The 14,394-nt window shown below is 52.2% G+C and carries 12 protein-coding genes, 4 tRNA genes, 1 riboswitch and 1 other annotated feature; of the genes, 11 read left to right on the forward strand and 5 right to left on the reverse strand.

Annotated features, from left to right (window positions below; all coding sequences use genetic code 11):
• Nucleotides 1-82: 82 nt before the first annotated feature.
• The 4 genes from JUE67_RS12005 (at nt 83) to JUE67_RS12020 (ending at nt 411) form a co-directional block, all read left to right on the forward strand.
• Nucleotides 83-155, forward strand: a tRNA-Asn gene (locus tag JUE67_RS12005).
• 4 nt (nt 156-159) lie between these two features.
• Nucleotides 160-248 (forward strand) — tRNA-Ser (locus JUE67_RS12010).
• A gap of 12 nt (nt 249-260) precedes the next feature.
• Nucleotides 261-332 (forward strand) — tRNA-Glu (locus JUE67_RS12015).
• Nucleotides 333-338: 6 nt separating this feature from the next.
• Nucleotides 339-411: transfer RNA gene (locus JUE67_RS12020), tRNA-Val, on the forward strand.
• 103 nt (nt 412-514) lie between these two features.
• Here JUE67_RS12020 and JUE67_RS12025 read toward each other — a convergent pair.
• Complete coding sequence (locus tag JUE67_RS12025; protein ID WP_203628575.1) at nt 515-1,177, reverse strand: hypothetical protein; 663 nt, start codon at nt 1,175-1,177, stop codon at nt 515-517.
• Nucleotides 1,178-1,271: 94 nt separating this feature from the next.
• Nucleotides 1,272-1,353: riboswitch (SMK box riboswitch) on the forward strand.
• On the opposite strand from JUE67_RS12025, the gene metK reads away from it, so the two are divergent.
• Together metK and JUE67_RS12035 are read left to right on the forward strand one after the other, a co-directional pair.
• Entirely contained in the window at nt 1,351-2,535 is a 1,185-nt protein-coding gene (gene metK / locus JUE67_RS12030) for a methionine adenosyltransferase (protein ID WP_203628576.1), read from the forward strand. It overlaps the preceding riboswitch by 3 nt.
• Before the next feature lie 82 nt (nt 2,536-2,617).
• On the forward strand, nt 2,618-4,108 hold the full coding sequence (locus JUE67_RS12035; protein ID WP_203628577.1) for an MDR family MFS transporter: 1,491 nt from the start codon (nt 2,618-2,620) through the stop codon (nt 4,106-4,108).
• Between the two features lie 147 nt (nt 4,109-4,255).
• Here the strand turns inward: JUE67_RS12035 and JUE67_RS12040 are convergent, their stop codons facing one another.
• Nucleotides 4,256-5,185, reverse strand: coding sequence for a helix-turn-helix transcriptional regulator (locus JUE67_RS12040; protein WP_203628578.1), 930 nt, complete (start codon nt 5,183-5,185; stop codon nt 4,256-4,258).
• A gap of 98 nt (nt 5,186-5,283) precedes the next feature.
• Between JUE67_RS12040 and JUE67_RS12045 the strand changes: the two genes are divergently transcribed.
• Complete coding sequence (locus JUE67_RS12045; RefSeq protein ID WP_203628579.1) at nt 5,284-5,928, forward strand: FMN-dependent NADH-azoreductase; 645 nt, start codon at nt 5,284-5,286, stop codon at nt 5,926-5,928.
• A 107-nt stretch (nt 5,929-6,035) separates the two neighbouring features.
• On the opposite strand, the gene JUE67_RS12050 is transcribed toward JUE67_RS12045, so the two are convergent.
• From JUE67_RS12050 to JUE67_RS12060, 3 genes are all read right to left on the reverse strand, one after another.
• Nucleotides 6,036-7,415 carry an Nramp family divalent metal transporter gene (locus tag JUE67_RS12050; protein ID WP_203628580.1) on the reverse strand — a complete coding sequence of 460 codons (1,380 nt, stop codon included), beginning with the start codon at nt 7,413-7,415 and terminating at the stop codon, nt 6,036-6,038.
• A gap of 215 nt (nt 7,416-7,630) precedes the next feature.
• Nucleotides 7,631-8,353, reverse strand: a complete 723-nt coding sequence (locus JUE67_RS12055; protein ID WP_203628581.1) for a phosphatase PAP2 family protein — start codon at nt 8,351-8,353, stop codon at nt 7,631-7,633.
• 148 nt (nt 8,354-8,501) lie between these two features.
• Nucleotides 8,502-9,218, reverse strand: a complete 717-nt coding sequence (locus tag JUE67_RS12060) for a hypothetical protein (RefSeq protein ID WP_203637172.1) — start codon at nt 9,216-9,218, stop codon at nt 8,502-8,504.
• Nucleotides 9,219-9,325: 107 nt separating this feature from the next.
• Between JUE67_RS12060 and JUE67_RS12065 the strand changes: the two genes are divergently transcribed.
• From JUE67_RS12065 to JUE67_RS12080, 4 genes are all read left to right on the forward strand, one after another.
• On the forward strand, nt 9,326-9,727 hold the full coding sequence (locus JUE67_RS12065) for a hypothetical protein (RefSeq protein ID WP_203628583.1): 402 nt from the start codon (nt 9,326-9,328) through the stop codon (nt 9,725-9,727).
• Between the two features lie 72 nt (nt 9,728-9,799).
• Nucleotides 9,800-10,216 (forward strand): hypothetical protein, encoded by a 417-nt coding sequence (locus JUE67_RS12070; RefSeq protein WP_203637173.1) that lies wholly within the window; start codon nt 9,800-9,802, stop codon nt 10,214-10,216.
• A gap of 281 nt (nt 10,217-10,497) precedes the next feature.
• Nucleotides 10,498-10,697, forward strand: a binding site (T-box leader).
• 67 nt (nt 10,698-10,764) lie between these two features.
• On the forward strand, nt 10,765-13,176 hold the full coding sequence (leuS, locus tag JUE67_RS12075; RefSeq protein ID WP_203628585.1) for a leucine--tRNA ligase: 2,412 nt from the start codon (nt 10,765-10,767) through the stop codon (nt 13,174-13,176).
• 768 nt (nt 13,177-13,944) lie between these two features.
• Nucleotides 13,945-14,394, forward strand: a 450-nt coding sequence (locus JUE67_RS12080; protein WP_203628586.1) for a hypothetical protein, incomplete at its 3' end; no start/stop codon positions are given.

The following is a 14,394-nucleotide window of genomic DNA, read 5'->3' on the forward strand; positions in this document are numbered from 1 at the left end:
CGAACACAGAAGTTAAGCTTCTCTACGCCGAGAGTAGTTGGTGGGTAACTGCCTGCGAGGGTAGGAAGCCGCCGCGCTTTATTCCGGTTTAGCTCAGTTGGTAGAGCACCTGACTGTTAATCAGGTTGTCGTCAGTTCGAGCCTGACAACCGGAGTCATGGAGAGTTGTCCGAGAGGCTGAAGGAGCATGGTTGGAAACCATGTATACGGGTTTTCCCGTATCAAGGGTTCGAATCCCTTACTCTCCGTTTTTCTTGAACGGCCCGTTGGTCAAGTGGTTAAGACACCGCCCTTTCACGGCGGTAACATGGGTTCAAATCCCGTACGGGTCACTTCATGGAGGATTAGCTCAGTTGGGAGAGCGTCTGCCCTACAAGCAGAGGGTCACAGGTTCGAGCCCTGTATCCTCCATCATGACAAGACAAAAGCGTCAACGATCAGTCAATGGTCGTTGGCGCTTTTTGTTTTCCAGAAAAAAACCGGCATCGTGGTGGATGTCGGTCAGGATGCAGGGTCAACCGTGCAGGCGGGTCAATGTCATCAATAGTCCCTGGACCGTTGCGAGCGCCGCATATAAAGCGGGGTGGCTGCTTGCCTTTTTTGCAATACGCGGATTCAGCAGGGCGGTCAGAATCAATAATGCAGCGGCCGTGACGAGGGTCAGGCGCTGAAGTAGAAAACCGCCGCCAGCCATGGCGACCAGTAGGACCACATCGCTCCAGCCTGGCAGACGGTCCGCCCAGAGTGTCAAAAGAGCGGGTAGGATCAAGAGGGCTATGTCCAGCAGTAGACCGGTCAAAAATGCGGCAGGCAGGACTTGGACCACTGCGATCGTCAGCAGCAACTGTAGGAAGATCACTTGGATAAACCAGCCGGACAGCTGAACGCGCACATTAAGTTGTTGAAAGTTCAGCAGCAAGGAAAAGCCGAGCTGCGTGATCACCAGTGGCAAGAGTTGCCACTGTCCGATGCAACCGAGGAGGCCAAGCACCGCGGCCGCGATCAGCATGGCCCGCGGGGAAAAGGCGGATTGGGTGAAACTCAGCGCTAGGGCCATGGCGACCAGCGCCGCTAATCGCCAAGAAAACTGGGTGAGCGGCAGGCCGCTATTGAGAATCGGAAAGAGGGTCGCTTGGGCAAAGAACAGCACGCCAGCGAGTAGACCATTGTTTTTCATCGATAAGATCCTTTCGCGTACAAGCTCTATGTTACCAAAGACGGCGAGGATTGGAAAATACCTTCGAGAAGAACGATGATCTGTGATAGAATAAGACAGTTGCAAAGAATTCCCGATGGGATCCACGCTTGCGTGGAGATGCCTTGTAACCGACAATTAAGGGGGAAATAAGAATGCAGGAACGTCATTTATTTACTTCGGAGTCAGTCTCCGAAGGTCATCCGGATAAGATCGCTGACCAGATCAGTGACGCGATCTTGGATGCGATGCTCGCGGAGGACCCAAATGCTCGGGTCGCCTGCGAAACGACTGTGACGACTGGGCTGGTGCTGGTGGTCGGCGAGATCTCGACCACCGCGTATGTGGACATCCAAAAAGTGGTCCGCGACACCATTCGCACGATCGGCTACACGAAAGAATCCGGGTTTGATCCGGATAGCGTCGGCGTGCTCACAGCACTCGACGAGCAATCGCCTGATATCGCGCAGGGGGTCGATGACTCCTATGAAGCGCGTGAAGGTGAAGCAGATCCGCTGGACAAGATCGGGGCCGGGGATCAAGGCATGATGTTTGGCTATGCGATCAATGAAACACCGGAATTTATGCCGTTGCCAATCAGCTTAGCCCACCAACTGATGCGCCGCATCGCGACGTTGCGTAAGGATGGGACGATCAGTTACCTGCGTCCCGATGCAAAATCACAGGTCACTGTTGAGTACGATGAACACGAAAAACCGTTGCGCGTTGATACGGTCGTGATCTCCACCCAACATGACCCAGACGTGACATTGGCCCAGATTCGCAAGGATGTCGAAGAGCAGGTTATCCGCCAAGTGATTCCGGCAGAACTGCTCGACGCGCAGACGAAGATCTATGTGAATCCGACTGGCCGTTTTGTTCATGGTGGGCCGCAAGCCGATTCCGGGCTGACGGGTCGCAAGATCATCGTTGATACGTATGGCGGCTTTGCCCGGCATGGCGGCGGCGCGTTTTCTGGTAAGGATGCGACCAAGGTGGACCGCTCCGCGAGTTATGCGGCGCGGTATATTGCCAAAAACGTTGTGGCGGCCGGCCTTGCCGACAAGCTCGAAGTACAGCTGGCATATGCGATCGGCGTGGCGAAGCCTGTGTCGATCTCGGTCAACTGCTTTGATACCAATAAGATCTCGGAAGAAAAGATCACCCAGGCGATTCGTGAGAACTTTGACTTGCGGCCGGCTGGAATCATTCAAATGTTAGACCTGCGCCGGCCAATTTTCAAACAGACTGCGGCGTATGGGCATTTCGGACGTACAGATGTCGATCTACCATGGGAGCATCTCGATAAAGTCGAGGCGCTGGCCAAGTACTTAGATTAGACGAGAAAAGAGGCGGCCTTTGCTGGATAACACCGGCAGAGGACCGTCTATTTTTATGAATTTTGCACGAGAAAGGATCATTATGACCAAAAAGAACACAAATGTCGCGGTGGTGACCGTCGCAATCTTCATTGCCACGTTCATGACGGCGATCGAAGGCACGATCGTCTCCACCGCGATGCCGACGATCGTGGGCAGTCTGCATGGGGTCAAGTTGATGAACTGGGTCTACTCCGTTTATCTGCTGACCAATGCGATGGCGACGCCGATCTATGGCAAATTCTCCGACCGCATCGGCCGCAAACCTGTCTTCATGCTGGGGCTTGTGATCTTCGTGATCGGCTCGCTCTTGTCCGGCCTGAGCCAGTCGATGCCGGTACTCATCGTGTTCCGCGCGATTCAGGGCATCGGCGCCGGTGCCATCATGCCGGTGACGTTCACGATCATCGCGGACATCTATCCCTTTGAAAAACGCGCGAAGGTACTGGGCTTCAACGGATCTGCCTGGGGCATCGCGTCGGTCGTGGCCCCGCTGTTGGGCGGCTTCATCGTCGATCAGCTGTCCTGGCATTGGATCTTCATCATCAACGTGCCAATCGGCCTGTTCACGCTGGCGCTAGTGTGGTTCTACTTGGTCGAAACGCCGCAGCACAGCAAGGCACCGATCGATCTGCGCGGCGCGGTCTGGCTGATGACGACCTTGCTGGCGCTGATGCTCGGGTTTCAGGCGCTGGCCGGCAGCAATGGCCTCTTGTGGCTCGCCGCCGCGCTGGTGGTGGCCGGGTTCACTTTGTGGCAGTTCATCCAGGCGGAAAAACAGGCTGAGGATCCAATCATTTCGCTGCACTTTTTCAAAAATAAGCCGTTTGTCATTGCCAATGCGATCGCTGCTTTGATCTCCGGGTTCGTGATCGGCTTTGAGGCGTATATGCCGATGTGGATGCAGGGCATCCTCGGCCTCGGCGCCACACTGGGCGGATTTTCCATCACGCCGAGCTCGGTCATGTGGGTGGTCGGCTCGTTCGTCGCGGGCCGCATGATGGCCAAGTTGAAAATTCGCACGGTGCTGACAGTTGCCTTGGTCGATCTCCTGGGCGGGGCGCTGGCCCTTGCGCTGGTGCCACAGGCGACGCCATATTGGGGCTTTCTGATCATTGCCGGGTTCCTCGGGTTTGGCTTCGGGATCGTGATCACGACGACCACCGTGCGCGCACAGGCGGTCGTCGAGCCCGATGAAGTGGGGACGGCCACCAGCTTCAACACGCTGTCCCGGACGCTCGGGCAGACGCTGATGGTGTCCGTTTACGGTGTCGTCATCAACCTCCATCTCGCGCAAGGCGTGGCGGCGCACAAAAATGTGACCAGCGGCATGCTGGATAAGCTGATCAATTCGCAAACGGCCGGGGAATTGCCGGCAAAATTATTGCCGACCTTGCATCAGATTTTGTATGAAGGCTTGCATAATATCTACTTCTTCTCCGTCGTGATCGTCGCGCTTGCGCTGATCATCAACCAATTCGACCGAACGCGGGCAGACCGGGCAGTCGATGAGGCGACACTGAGCCACGATTGACCGAGTGAGATAGTGGAAAAACAGCTAAGCGGCGCCGACCGTTCGCGGGTCTGCGCCTCTTTACTTTGGCGGATCTGCGTCCATTAGTTGTCCGTCATCGCTCAGTTGATCTTTCCGCTGCCCGGCTTCAGGTCGCCTGAAAAAGCGTTACGCCTGATACCTTGCCAACATTGCCTGTAGTCGCTTGCGGTATTCAGTACGCAAGGTGGCGGGGGCCAGCACAGTCACCTCTGCCCCGAGGCCAAGCAAATATTCCAGCATATAAGTAAACTCATCCTGATTATAGCCGCCATACAACTCATAGCCCGCATCGGTCTGTCGCACGTGCATGTTCGGATAGTGATTTTTCTCGAATTTTTCCTTGCCGACCGCTGAGAGCTCACAGCGAAAGGCGATATTGTGATGCGACGCCTCGTACGCCTGTTGCCGGGCCCGGAGCGTGGCACGGTCAAGTGGGGGCACCTCGCTGACCGTCAGCGATTGCACCTGATCGATGCGCAGTGTCCGCCAGCGCTGGTCTGCAAGCATTGCCATCTCGCAGAACCAGATGCCGTTGCGATACAGCAGTTCATATGGTTGAACCAACACCGGCAACGGCGCGGTCTCAACTGTGATCATCGCCGTGCGAGGGATCACGATTGCATCCAAAAGGTCGTTTAGAAACCGCGGATGTGCCAGCGAAGGTCCACTGTAATAATGCACGGCTTCTGACATGGTTCGCACCGCGTTTTGCTGCGGCGTTGCGAGGGTCGCTAATAGCTTGGTCGTAATGTTTGGATAGGTTTGGGAAAATGGGGTCGCGGATAAATTCTTCAGCGCATCAAGTGCGAAAAAAATCGCGCTAACTTCCTGATTGTTGAAGTAGACCGGTACCAAGTGATGATGCGGCGTGAGGCGATACCCGCCGCTAGCACCAACCTCTGAATACAACGGTAGCCCCATCTCTTCGAGCGCCGCCACATCGCGCAGCGCAGTTCGTTTGGAGATCGCGAATTCATGCATGAGGTCCTGGAGTTGAAACGTGGCCTTGTCCGCTAGAAACGCAAGCTCAAGATTCAATCGATTGGCTTGGCTCATGATTATTCCTCTTTTGGTTTTAATGGTGTCATGCTTTGACACCATTATACCGTACACTCAGCTTGTCCAAAAAAATAAGTCCAAAAGAGGTCGATCACATGAACACATTACTCATCAATGCCCATCCGGATTATCTGAATCCGGCGCATTATTCACTGCAATTGGCAGTCCAATTTTCCCAGCGGTTTCACGCGCAGTTTCCAGCAGAGACGCTCGTTGAACGAGACCTGTATGAGGCGCCGCTTCCGCAAGTGGTCAATGGCCAGCTATACAGTATGTGGGCCAAACAGGCACAGGGGAAGTCGCTGAATCCAGGTGAGGCGGCGGCGCAACGAGCAAACCGGGCGCTACTGGATGAGTTCAAGGCGGCGCATCGTATCGTGATCGTCGAGCCGCTTCATAACTTCAATGTCACGTCGCGTCTCAAGGATTATATCGATAATATTCTGGTGGCACGGGAGACATTTCGCTACACGGCAGACGGGTCGGTGGGACTGATGACAGATGACCGCCGGGTGTTGCTGCTGCAAGGGTCTGGCAGCATCTACACCAACGACGACCGCTACACGCCGCTTGAATTTTCGCGGACCTATCTGCGGGCAATTTTCACCGAACTGATGGGGTTTGATCGGTTCCAGATCGTTCGGGCACAGGGGACCCAGGTCCAAGACGCGGATCCTGAAAAGATTCAGGCTCAGGCTACGGCGGACCTGGCACGAGAATTTTCCCGCTTTTACGCCTAAGTTGAAACGCTTGAGTCGAAGACGGCTGGACAAGAAAAAAGGCTAGGCATTGACGTTTCGGAGTGAGTTCTCCGAAGCCGTCTTGCTTAGCCTTTTTTGTGCTCAGGTTATCCCGGAATGAGGCCGATCGTCTGCATCATGAGATAGACGTTCAGGACAATGAGGACGATGGTGGCGACCCAGGAGCAGATCTTCACCCAGCGATGGGCGGCGAATTCGCCCATCAGTTTTTTGCTGGAGGAGAAAATGACCAGTGGGATGATCGCAAATGGTAAGGCGATCGATAGGAACACTTGCGAGAAGGTGAGCAGGCCTTCGATCTTCGCCTCGTTGCCTTTGTAGATGATGGCGAAGATCAGGACTGGCGTCACGGACAGGACACGGGTGACCACGCGCTGGACCCAAAGCGGCACATGGAGGCGAATGAAGCCCTCCATGATGATCTGGCCGGACAGCGTGCCTGTGATCGTCGAGCTTTGTCCGGATGAGAGCAGGGCGACGGCGAACAGCATGGATAAAACAGGGCTGGCGATCGCGCCGACGATCTTGCTGTCAGACAAGGCGTTGAACAGGTCCACGAAGCGGCCGAGGTCTGAGTTTGTGCCATAGAACAAGGCGGCCCCTAAGATCAGCAGCAGCGAGTTGACGATGAACGCGATGAAGAGCTGAATATTTGAATCGATCGTGGAAAAACGAATCGCTTTTCTGATATTCGCTGGATCGCTCCGGTCAAGTTCGCGGGTCTGGGAAATGGAGCTGCCAAGGTACAAGTCATGTGGCATGACCGTCGCGCCGACGATCCCCAAGGACAGGTAAAGCATGCCGTGATTTTCAACAATCGCGGCGGTTGGCAGGTAGCCGTTCAAGATACCGGTCAGACTTGGGCTGGCCAAGAAGACTTCATACGCGAAAACCAACAGGATGACAGCGACCAGGGTGGCGACGATCGCCTCGATCTTGCGGAAGCCTAACCGCATCAAGAGCAGCAATAGCAACACGTCCAGCGCGGTGATCAAGATCCCGACCACTAGTGGAATGTGGAAAAGCAACTCCAAGGCGATGGCCGAGCCAATGATCTCGGCGACATCTGTTGCCATGATCGCAAGCTCGGCGATCACCCAGAGGATGAATCCGGAGACTTTGCCAGTGTGTTCGCGCGTCAGTTGCGCGAGGTCCTTGCCGGTGACGATGCCGAGCTTGGCGGCCATCGCCTGCAGGAGCATCGCGATCAGACTGGAGATCAGGACCACAGCCAGCAATTTATATTGGAACTGGGCGCCCCCGGCGATGGAGGTGATCCAATTACCGGGATCCATGTACCCGACGGCGATCAGGATGCCGGGGCCAGTGTAGGCGACCAGTGTTTTCCAAAAACCGGCGTGCTCTGGCACTTTGATACTGCCATTGACCTCATCGAGGCTCTTGCCTTCCTCGGTGGCATAATGGATAACGTGTTCGTGGTTCTTTTTCGGTGGCTCATTGCGCATGATAAAGACCTCTTCCCTATGGAGTTAGAAATTCAGCCCGGGCCCCTAGGTCCAGTACATAACAAAACGGGGGTATTCGGAGTACTCCCCGTTTTCTTTTAAACTATACCACTGACTAGACCGTTTTCAACCAAAATTCTAGGGTTGCTTAAATTTATCTTTCCATTAATGAACCGCAATGTGGCGGTCGGCGTCACAGAATTTTTCAGACGGCCTTATTCGTCGAGTTGGCGGTAGGGGCCGTCGCTGAAGCGCTGGTCCGCTGGGCGGCGCAAATGCCAGCCGGTCGGGGTCACGGCGGTCAGCCAGGGCCACATCAGCCACCAGATCAGCATCAGCCCGGCCAAGGCCCCGCTTGCGCCGGCTAAGACGTCGGTGGGGTAGTGGACTTGCACATAAATACGCGAAATATCTGTAAAAATGATCATCACCAGGCTCAGGCTGGTGAACGTCCACTTCGCCCAAGCGGGGGCCATCAGCGACCACACCAATAAAATCACGGTGCCCCAAAACAGCATGGTGCCGCTGGCGTGACCTGAGGGAAAACTGTACCCGCCGATGTGCACGAGCGGTGTGATCGCGGGATCCGCGATAAATGGCCGCGGCCGTCGCACAAGGTGTTTGACCAGGCTATTGCCACCACTCAAGAGGACGATGCTGATGAAGGCGAAAACGGCGTAGCGCTTTTTGCGCAGGTAATAAAGGATCGCGGCGAGAATCAGGCCGAGGATGACGATGCTGACGGGCTCGCCCAGGGTGGTGAAACCAATCAACAGCGCGGTGAGCCAAGCGGGCCGGTTTGCGATGAGGGCGGCGATGACCGGTTTGTCGATGGCGGGGATGAACGGCTGCCCGGTGGTGACACCAACCAGGAGAATGAGAAAGACAAGACCACTGAGGGCCGCAATGATCAATGGATACACGGGACGTTTTTTCATCTTAATGCTCCTTATTGAGGTGTAGTGTAGCATACATTACGGGAGCCAGCGGTGTGAAGTGCAAAAAACACTGACGGCTGTTCGATTTCCGTCAGTGTCTTTGCGATGACTTCCTATGTGTTTGCGTTCAGGCATCTGTTGGGCGCGCTTATTTTGCCCGCTCAAAAGTGACACTCGTGATGTCTGAACCGCCATCCTCTAGGACCGTGCCACGCCATTTGTTGCCATCCTTTTGAAAATCGCCCAATATGAAATATTTTTTTGTTGTTGGAAGGGGATAGCGGACCAGCAAGAGGCCGTGTGGTAATTTCCCGGAAAATACTCGGAGAAGATTGGGCGTCTTGTTGACTTGAAAGGCAAAATTCTGAGTGAAATTGATCAATGGCGTTGTGCCAAACGTCTGCTTTTCTAACATCTTCTTTTTTGAATCATACTCGGACATCCGCCATTCATCGATAAAGACCTTGATGTATTGGGTTTTAACAAGTTTGTTCTTCTCGTAATACCGCGCAATCAACGGCTGTCGGTCAAAGATCGCCACGGGATTTGCGACTCGGTAACCAATATAGAAGGCGGTATCCAATAAAGCAACTAGTAGAAGTGCAAAGACAGGAGGAAAGAATGTTCTGATTCGATAGTTGCGAACCTCCGCAAGCCGCTCTCCCCAAATCCTTCTGATAAGAATAAAGACAAAAAGCACGGCTAGCATCGATATTGGTATAGCCAGAACGTTACCCGGAACATAAAAGACAAGCTGGTAGATCAGGTAATAAATGGTAACAATAGTAATAACGGCAAAAGCTATATTAACTATGAATGTGCTTACGTGTTTTTTATTTCCCATAGAAATCAACCCTTTCTCCATTTGAAAAGCAGTTAACTCTTGACAATTCTTTAACGTTACTTTAGATTTTTACTGTAGCACAAACGATCATGTGTTGCACGTTGCAAATTATGATGGAGGTGAAAAATATGAAACGCCATTTTCTTTCTTTGTTAGTCGTCTGTCTTGCGCCGATTGCTTTTTCTTTAGGAACGCCGGTATATGCCAAAATTAACTCGATGCAAAATATTCAGGCTGTAACATCCATTCAAACCGCACCAAAGGTAACAACCAACATCACCGAGGGAGAATCTTGGAAATTATATAAAGTTAGCCAAGTTCCTCAGACAATCATTTCCCGTATTTCAAACGGGAGATACCTTGACATGAAGGCTTCCTCTGTGACGCCGTTGGGTGGATTCCGATATATCGTCTTACTGAACAATAGCCAGGCCGTCGCTTTTGATTATGGTGGCGATAGTAATACGTTCTACCAGTGGCCAAGCATTCTTTCTGACCACGGGTTGACTCCAGCATCTTTTCCATATTAAGGAGAACTGGCTCATAACGACTTCTTGGGCCGTCTATTGTTATCTGACTAGGAATTTTGAGGGGGAATATAAATGAAGTATCCTTTACTTTCTGTTGCAATTGTTGGGCTCGTATTGACTGGACTCCCGTTGGAAACACAAGTACACGCATCTGTTAACGAAGTTGAAAACGTTCAATCTTTAAATACGACACCCTCCGTTATTACAAGTATTCCGACCGAGGGCGAGGATTACGAAGTTGTTCCGATTAGTCAAGTTCCTTCGACAACATTGTCTTACATCGCGGATGGCAGGACCCTAAACATGTCGGCAGCTCCGGGTGGGGCCTTTCATGGATATATGTACATCGTACTTTTAAATAAGAAGCAAGCAGTCGCATTTAATTACGGAGGTACTGCTGACGCATTCTATCAGTGGCCTCAATTGTTGACGGATCATAAGATTACACGTCTTGGCCGCTATGACGGTTTCAAAGGCTTATACGCGTAGCAGCACACTTTCGCAATCTGGCGTTAATGCAATGCTCTTGCAGCGGATCAAATAAGTGCTCGTAACCGCAAATACTCCCGAGATTCTCCTTTCCCGGAGGTATTTGATTTTTTCAAGCGGTAAGTGATCGGCGAAAAAGATGACTGCCGTTCTCCTTATAGGAGACACTTCTCTGATGCGCCCTGTTTCAATGGATGATTACGCCGGTATACAGACGCCGCCCGTGGCCGAGATTGACAAGTGCTTGTCACACTGGCAAAACTTTGCTATTATCAAGTCAATATCAAGCGAGTGAAGGACGAGTAGCGATTGTGCCGGAAAGCAGAAACCAAGCGGCTGATGTGAGCTTGGCGACGCGCTTCGTGAACTGACCTTCAAGCGCCACGGTGAAATCAGTAACCGTGGCCGGCCCTGGCCGTTATCCAGTCGAGCGCTGCATTTGCAGAACTTAGGTGGTACCGCGGCTAAAGCCGTCCTAATGATTTAGGGCGGCTTTTTGCTTGCTTGAAGAAAAAACGTGATAGACAACTTGTCCCGAGGAGGCACTCATGGCTTACGATCACAAAACGGTCGAGAAAAAGTGGCAGAAGTATTGGGCGGAGAATCATACCTTCAATACCACCACGGATCCAAATAAGAAGAATTACTACGCGCTGGACATGTTCCCATATCCATCTGGCCAAGGCTTGCATGTCGGCCATCCGGAAGGCTACACAGCCACGGATATCGTCGCCCGCATGAAGCGCGCGCAGGGCTACAACGTGCTTCACCCAATGGGCTGGGATGCGTTTGGCCTGCCAGCGGAGCAGTATGCCCTGAACACCGGCCACAACCCGCGTGAATTCACCAAGAAAAATATCGAGACATTCAAGCGGCAGATCAATTCGCTCGGTTTTTCCTATGACTGGAACCGCGAACTTGCGACTACAGATCCTTCCTATTATAAGTGGACGCAATGGATCTTCGAGCAGATGTACAAGAAGGGGCTCGCGTATGAGGCCGAGATTCCGGTCAACTGGAGTCCGGATCTTGGCACGGTGGTCGCAAACGAGGAAGTGATCGATGGCAAAACGGAGCGCGGGGGCTTTCCAGTCATTCGCAAGCCGATGCGCCAGTGGGTCCTGAAGATCACGGCGTATGCGGATCGCTTGCTGGAAGACCTCGACAAGCTCGATTGGCCTGAAAACATCAAGCAAATGCAGCGCAACTGGATCGGCCGCTCTGTTGGCGCCCAGATCGCGTTTCATGTGGCGGATTCCGATAAGACGTTCGATGTGTTCACGACGCGCCCTGACACCCTTTTCGGTGCGACCTATGTGGTGATGGCGCCAGAGCACGAGCTGGTGGACCAGATCACGACGCCGGCGCAACAAGCGGCCGTTGCGGCATATAAGAAGGAAATTGCCAGCAAGTCCGACCTTGAACGGACCGACCTGAACAAGGACAAGACCGGCGTGTGGACCGGGGCGTATGCAACAAACCCCGTCAATGGCGAGGCGCTGCCGATCTGGATCTCTGATTATGTGCTGGCCACATACGGCACCGGTGCCATCATGTCCGTGCCGGCCCATGACCAGCGCGACTATGATTTTGCCAAGGCGTTCGACTTGCCGATTCGCCCAGTCATTGAAGGCGGCGACGTGGCAAAGGAAGCCTACACCGGTGACGGCCTGCATATCAATTCCGGCTTTTTGGATGGAAAAAATAAGCAGGATGCCATCGACACCATGATTCAGTGGCTTGAAGACAAAAAGATCGGCGACAAAAAGGTGAACTACAAGCTCCGCGACTGGGTCTTTTCCCGCCAGCGGTACTGGGGCGAGCCAATTCCTGTCATTCATTGGGAAGACGGCGAGACGACCCTTGTGCCTGAAGATGAGTTGCCGTTGATGCTGCCGGAAGAGGCGGACATCAAGCCAAGTGGCACCGGCGAATCGCCACTGGCCAACTTGGACGACTGGGTCAATGTCGTCGACGATAATGGACGCAAGGGCAAGCGCGAGACGAACACGATGCCGCAATGGGCCGGTTCCTCTTGGTATTTCCTGCGGTTCGTGGATCCGCATAACAAGGAAGCACTGGTCGACTATGACAAGCTCAAGGAATGGATGCCGGTCGACCTGTACATCGGCGGTGCAGAACATGCGGTCTTGCATCTGCTGTATGCGCGCTTCTGGAATCTGTTCCTGTACGACATCGGCGCGATTCCAAACAAGGAGCCATTCCAGCGTCTTTTCAACCAAGGCATGATCTTGGGCGATAACCACGAAAAGATGAGTAAATCCAAGGGCAACGTTGTCAATCCGGATGATGTCGTCAACGAGTACGGGGCCGATACCCTGCGCCTGTACGAAATGTTCATGGGCCCGCTGGATGCCGGCATCGCGTGGAGCACCACCGGTCTGGCTGGCGCCCGCAAGTTCCTGGACCGCGTCTATTCGACCTTTGTGGATGACAATGGGAAAATGCGCGATCACATCACGACGATCAATGACCACAAGCTCGACAAGGTCTACAACGAAACGGTCAAGAAGGTCACCGAAGACTTTGATGCCTTGCATTTCAACACCGCCATTTCGCAGATGATGGTCTTCATTAACGAAGCGCATAAAGTCGATGACCTGCCGTATGAGTATGTCGAAGGCTTTGTAAAGTTGCTGGCGCCGATCGCCCCGCATTTGATGGAAGAGCTCTGGCAGATTCTGGGTCATGAGGGGTCCTTGTCGTATGAACCTTGGCCCACCTTTGATGAAAAGGCGATGCAGACCAGTACCTTCAACATGGTCGTTCAGGTCAACGGTAAATTGCGCGGTCAAATGCCGGTCGAAGAAGGCACCGAACCGGACGCAATCAAGGCGGCTGCCCGTGAGCTGGAAAATGTTCAGAAGTTTTTGGAAGGCAAGACGATCGTCAAAGAGATCGTTGTGCCGCACAAGCTTGTCAATATTGTTGTGAAATAAGCGTGATTGAAGGACCCGGGGCAACATTGTCTCGGGTCCTTTTTGCGTGGTCTGGTAGCAATCAACACAACTTGGACTTGTATCACCCGGGAAATAAACGTCTCAAACGAATGAAATTCAGAATCGCGGTGTAAACTGCCCTTTAGGACACTTTGCTAAATCAATATTATATAATGTGCTGATGGAATGTGCCACAAACGTGCCACCCCACGAAAAAAGAGAAGCGTGTTGGCTTCTTTTTTTTTACTAGCAAAACGTTATACTGAGTTCGGGCTTCTTGTAACTCCGATTTTAACTTGATGTCAATGGCAATTTAAAAATGTAGGTTTGGGCGTGAATTAAATTTCGTGGCAAACAAGCTTCCAGTTCTTTATCCTTTGCGAATGTCTATAGTTTTGATTTTTTTAAGCAGGTCCTTAAATTGTTAGATGGCCGTAAGCGTGTTTGGTTTGCAGCTTTCAATCGATGCCGTTTAAGTCGTGGGTGCTGTTGCGCCTTTTGGACTTATACTGAATAACCAGTTTTTCAGTCGAACACATGGAGCGTCTGTTTTTAGGTTACGTTTGAACGCATTGTTATACAAGTGGAATAAACGGTGGAAGCCTGGTATATTTAAAGTGTGTAACCGTAGTCAAAACCACATCAGGTTAGTAATATAAATTAACATATGGTTAGACGCGGAAACTCGAATTTCAAGAAAGTGGGGTGTTCACATTATCATGTATAAATTGAGGGGTAGAAACTCAATCATGGAAAGAGGTAAAAAACATGGATAAAAGGAAAATTGGACAGCAAATATATGCTTTAGTTTTAGTGCTTCTGCTGTTCTTACAATCCTCGGCACAAGTTGTAGGGGCGGTGACGGATAGCTCTGGCGGTACTAATGATTCCAAGACTGTTCAACTTTTAAAGGCTACCCAAGAAACGCCTGGATCGCGAACAATTGGGCTGAAACTTTCACTAAACAACTCAACGGATGAAATTGTTCAAGAGCAAGTTTCAGTATCCTTATCAGGTGATCAGAAACTGAAAGAGACGAGCAACTCTAATATTCTCGATGCCAGTCAAAAAGTTGTTGGAAAATATACCTATTCGGCCAACAAATTACAGTTAGAGGTTTTAGGTAATGTTTCTGGAACAGCAACGATCCAACTAGGCCTCACAGATACTTCATCCTTAGAAGGATCTATCAATTTCTCAACGGATGGTCAAAACGTT

This window comes from Lacticaseibacillus mingshuiensis, assembly GCF_016861785.1.
GTDB classification, from domain to species: Bacteria; Bacillota; Bacilli; order Lactobacillales; family Lactobacillaceae; genus Lacticaseibacillus; species Lacticaseibacillus mingshuiensis.

Coding starts and splice junctions, on each gene's coding strand:
- JUE67_RS12025 (WP_203628575.1), bottom strand. CDS start 1,177: ATGAAAAACAATGGTCTACTCGCTGGCGTGCTGTTCTTTGCCCAAGCG.
- metK (WP_203628576.1), top strand. CDS start 1,351: ATGCAGGAACGTCATTTATTTACTTCGGAGTCAGTCTCCGAAGGTCAT.
- JUE67_RS12035 (WP_203628577.1), top strand. CDS start 2,618: ATGACCAAAAAGAACACAAATGTCGCGGTGGTGACCGTCGCAATCTTC.
- JUE67_RS12040 (WP_203628578.1), bottom strand. CDS start 5,185: ATGAGCCAAGCCAATCGATTGAATCTTGAGCTTGCGTTTCTAGCGGAC.
- JUE67_RS12045 (WP_203628579.1), top strand. CDS start 5,284: ATGAACACATTACTCATCAATGCCCATCCGGATTATCTGAATCCGGCG.
- JUE67_RS12050 (WP_203628580.1), bottom strand. CDS start 7,415: ATGCGCAATGAGCCACCGAAAAAGAACCACGAACACGTTATCCATTAT.
- JUE67_RS12055 (WP_203628581.1), bottom strand. CDS start 8,353: ATGAAAAAACGTCCCGTGTATCCATTGATCATTGCGGCCCTCAGTGGT.
- JUE67_RS12060 (WP_203637172.1), bottom strand. CDS start 9,218: ATGGAGAAAGGGTTGATTTCTATGGGAAATAAAAAACACGTAAGCACA.
- JUE67_RS12065 (WP_203628583.1), top strand. CDS start 9,326: ATGAAACGCCATTTTCTTTCTTTGTTAGTCGTCTGTCTTGCGCCGATT.
- JUE67_RS12070 (WP_203637173.1), top strand. CDS start 9,800: ATGAAGTATCCTTTACTTTCTGTTGCAATTGTTGGGCTCGTATTGACT.
- leuS (WP_203628585.1), top strand. CDS start 10,765: ATGGCTTACGATCACAAAACGGTCGAGAAAAAGTGGCAGAAGTATTGG.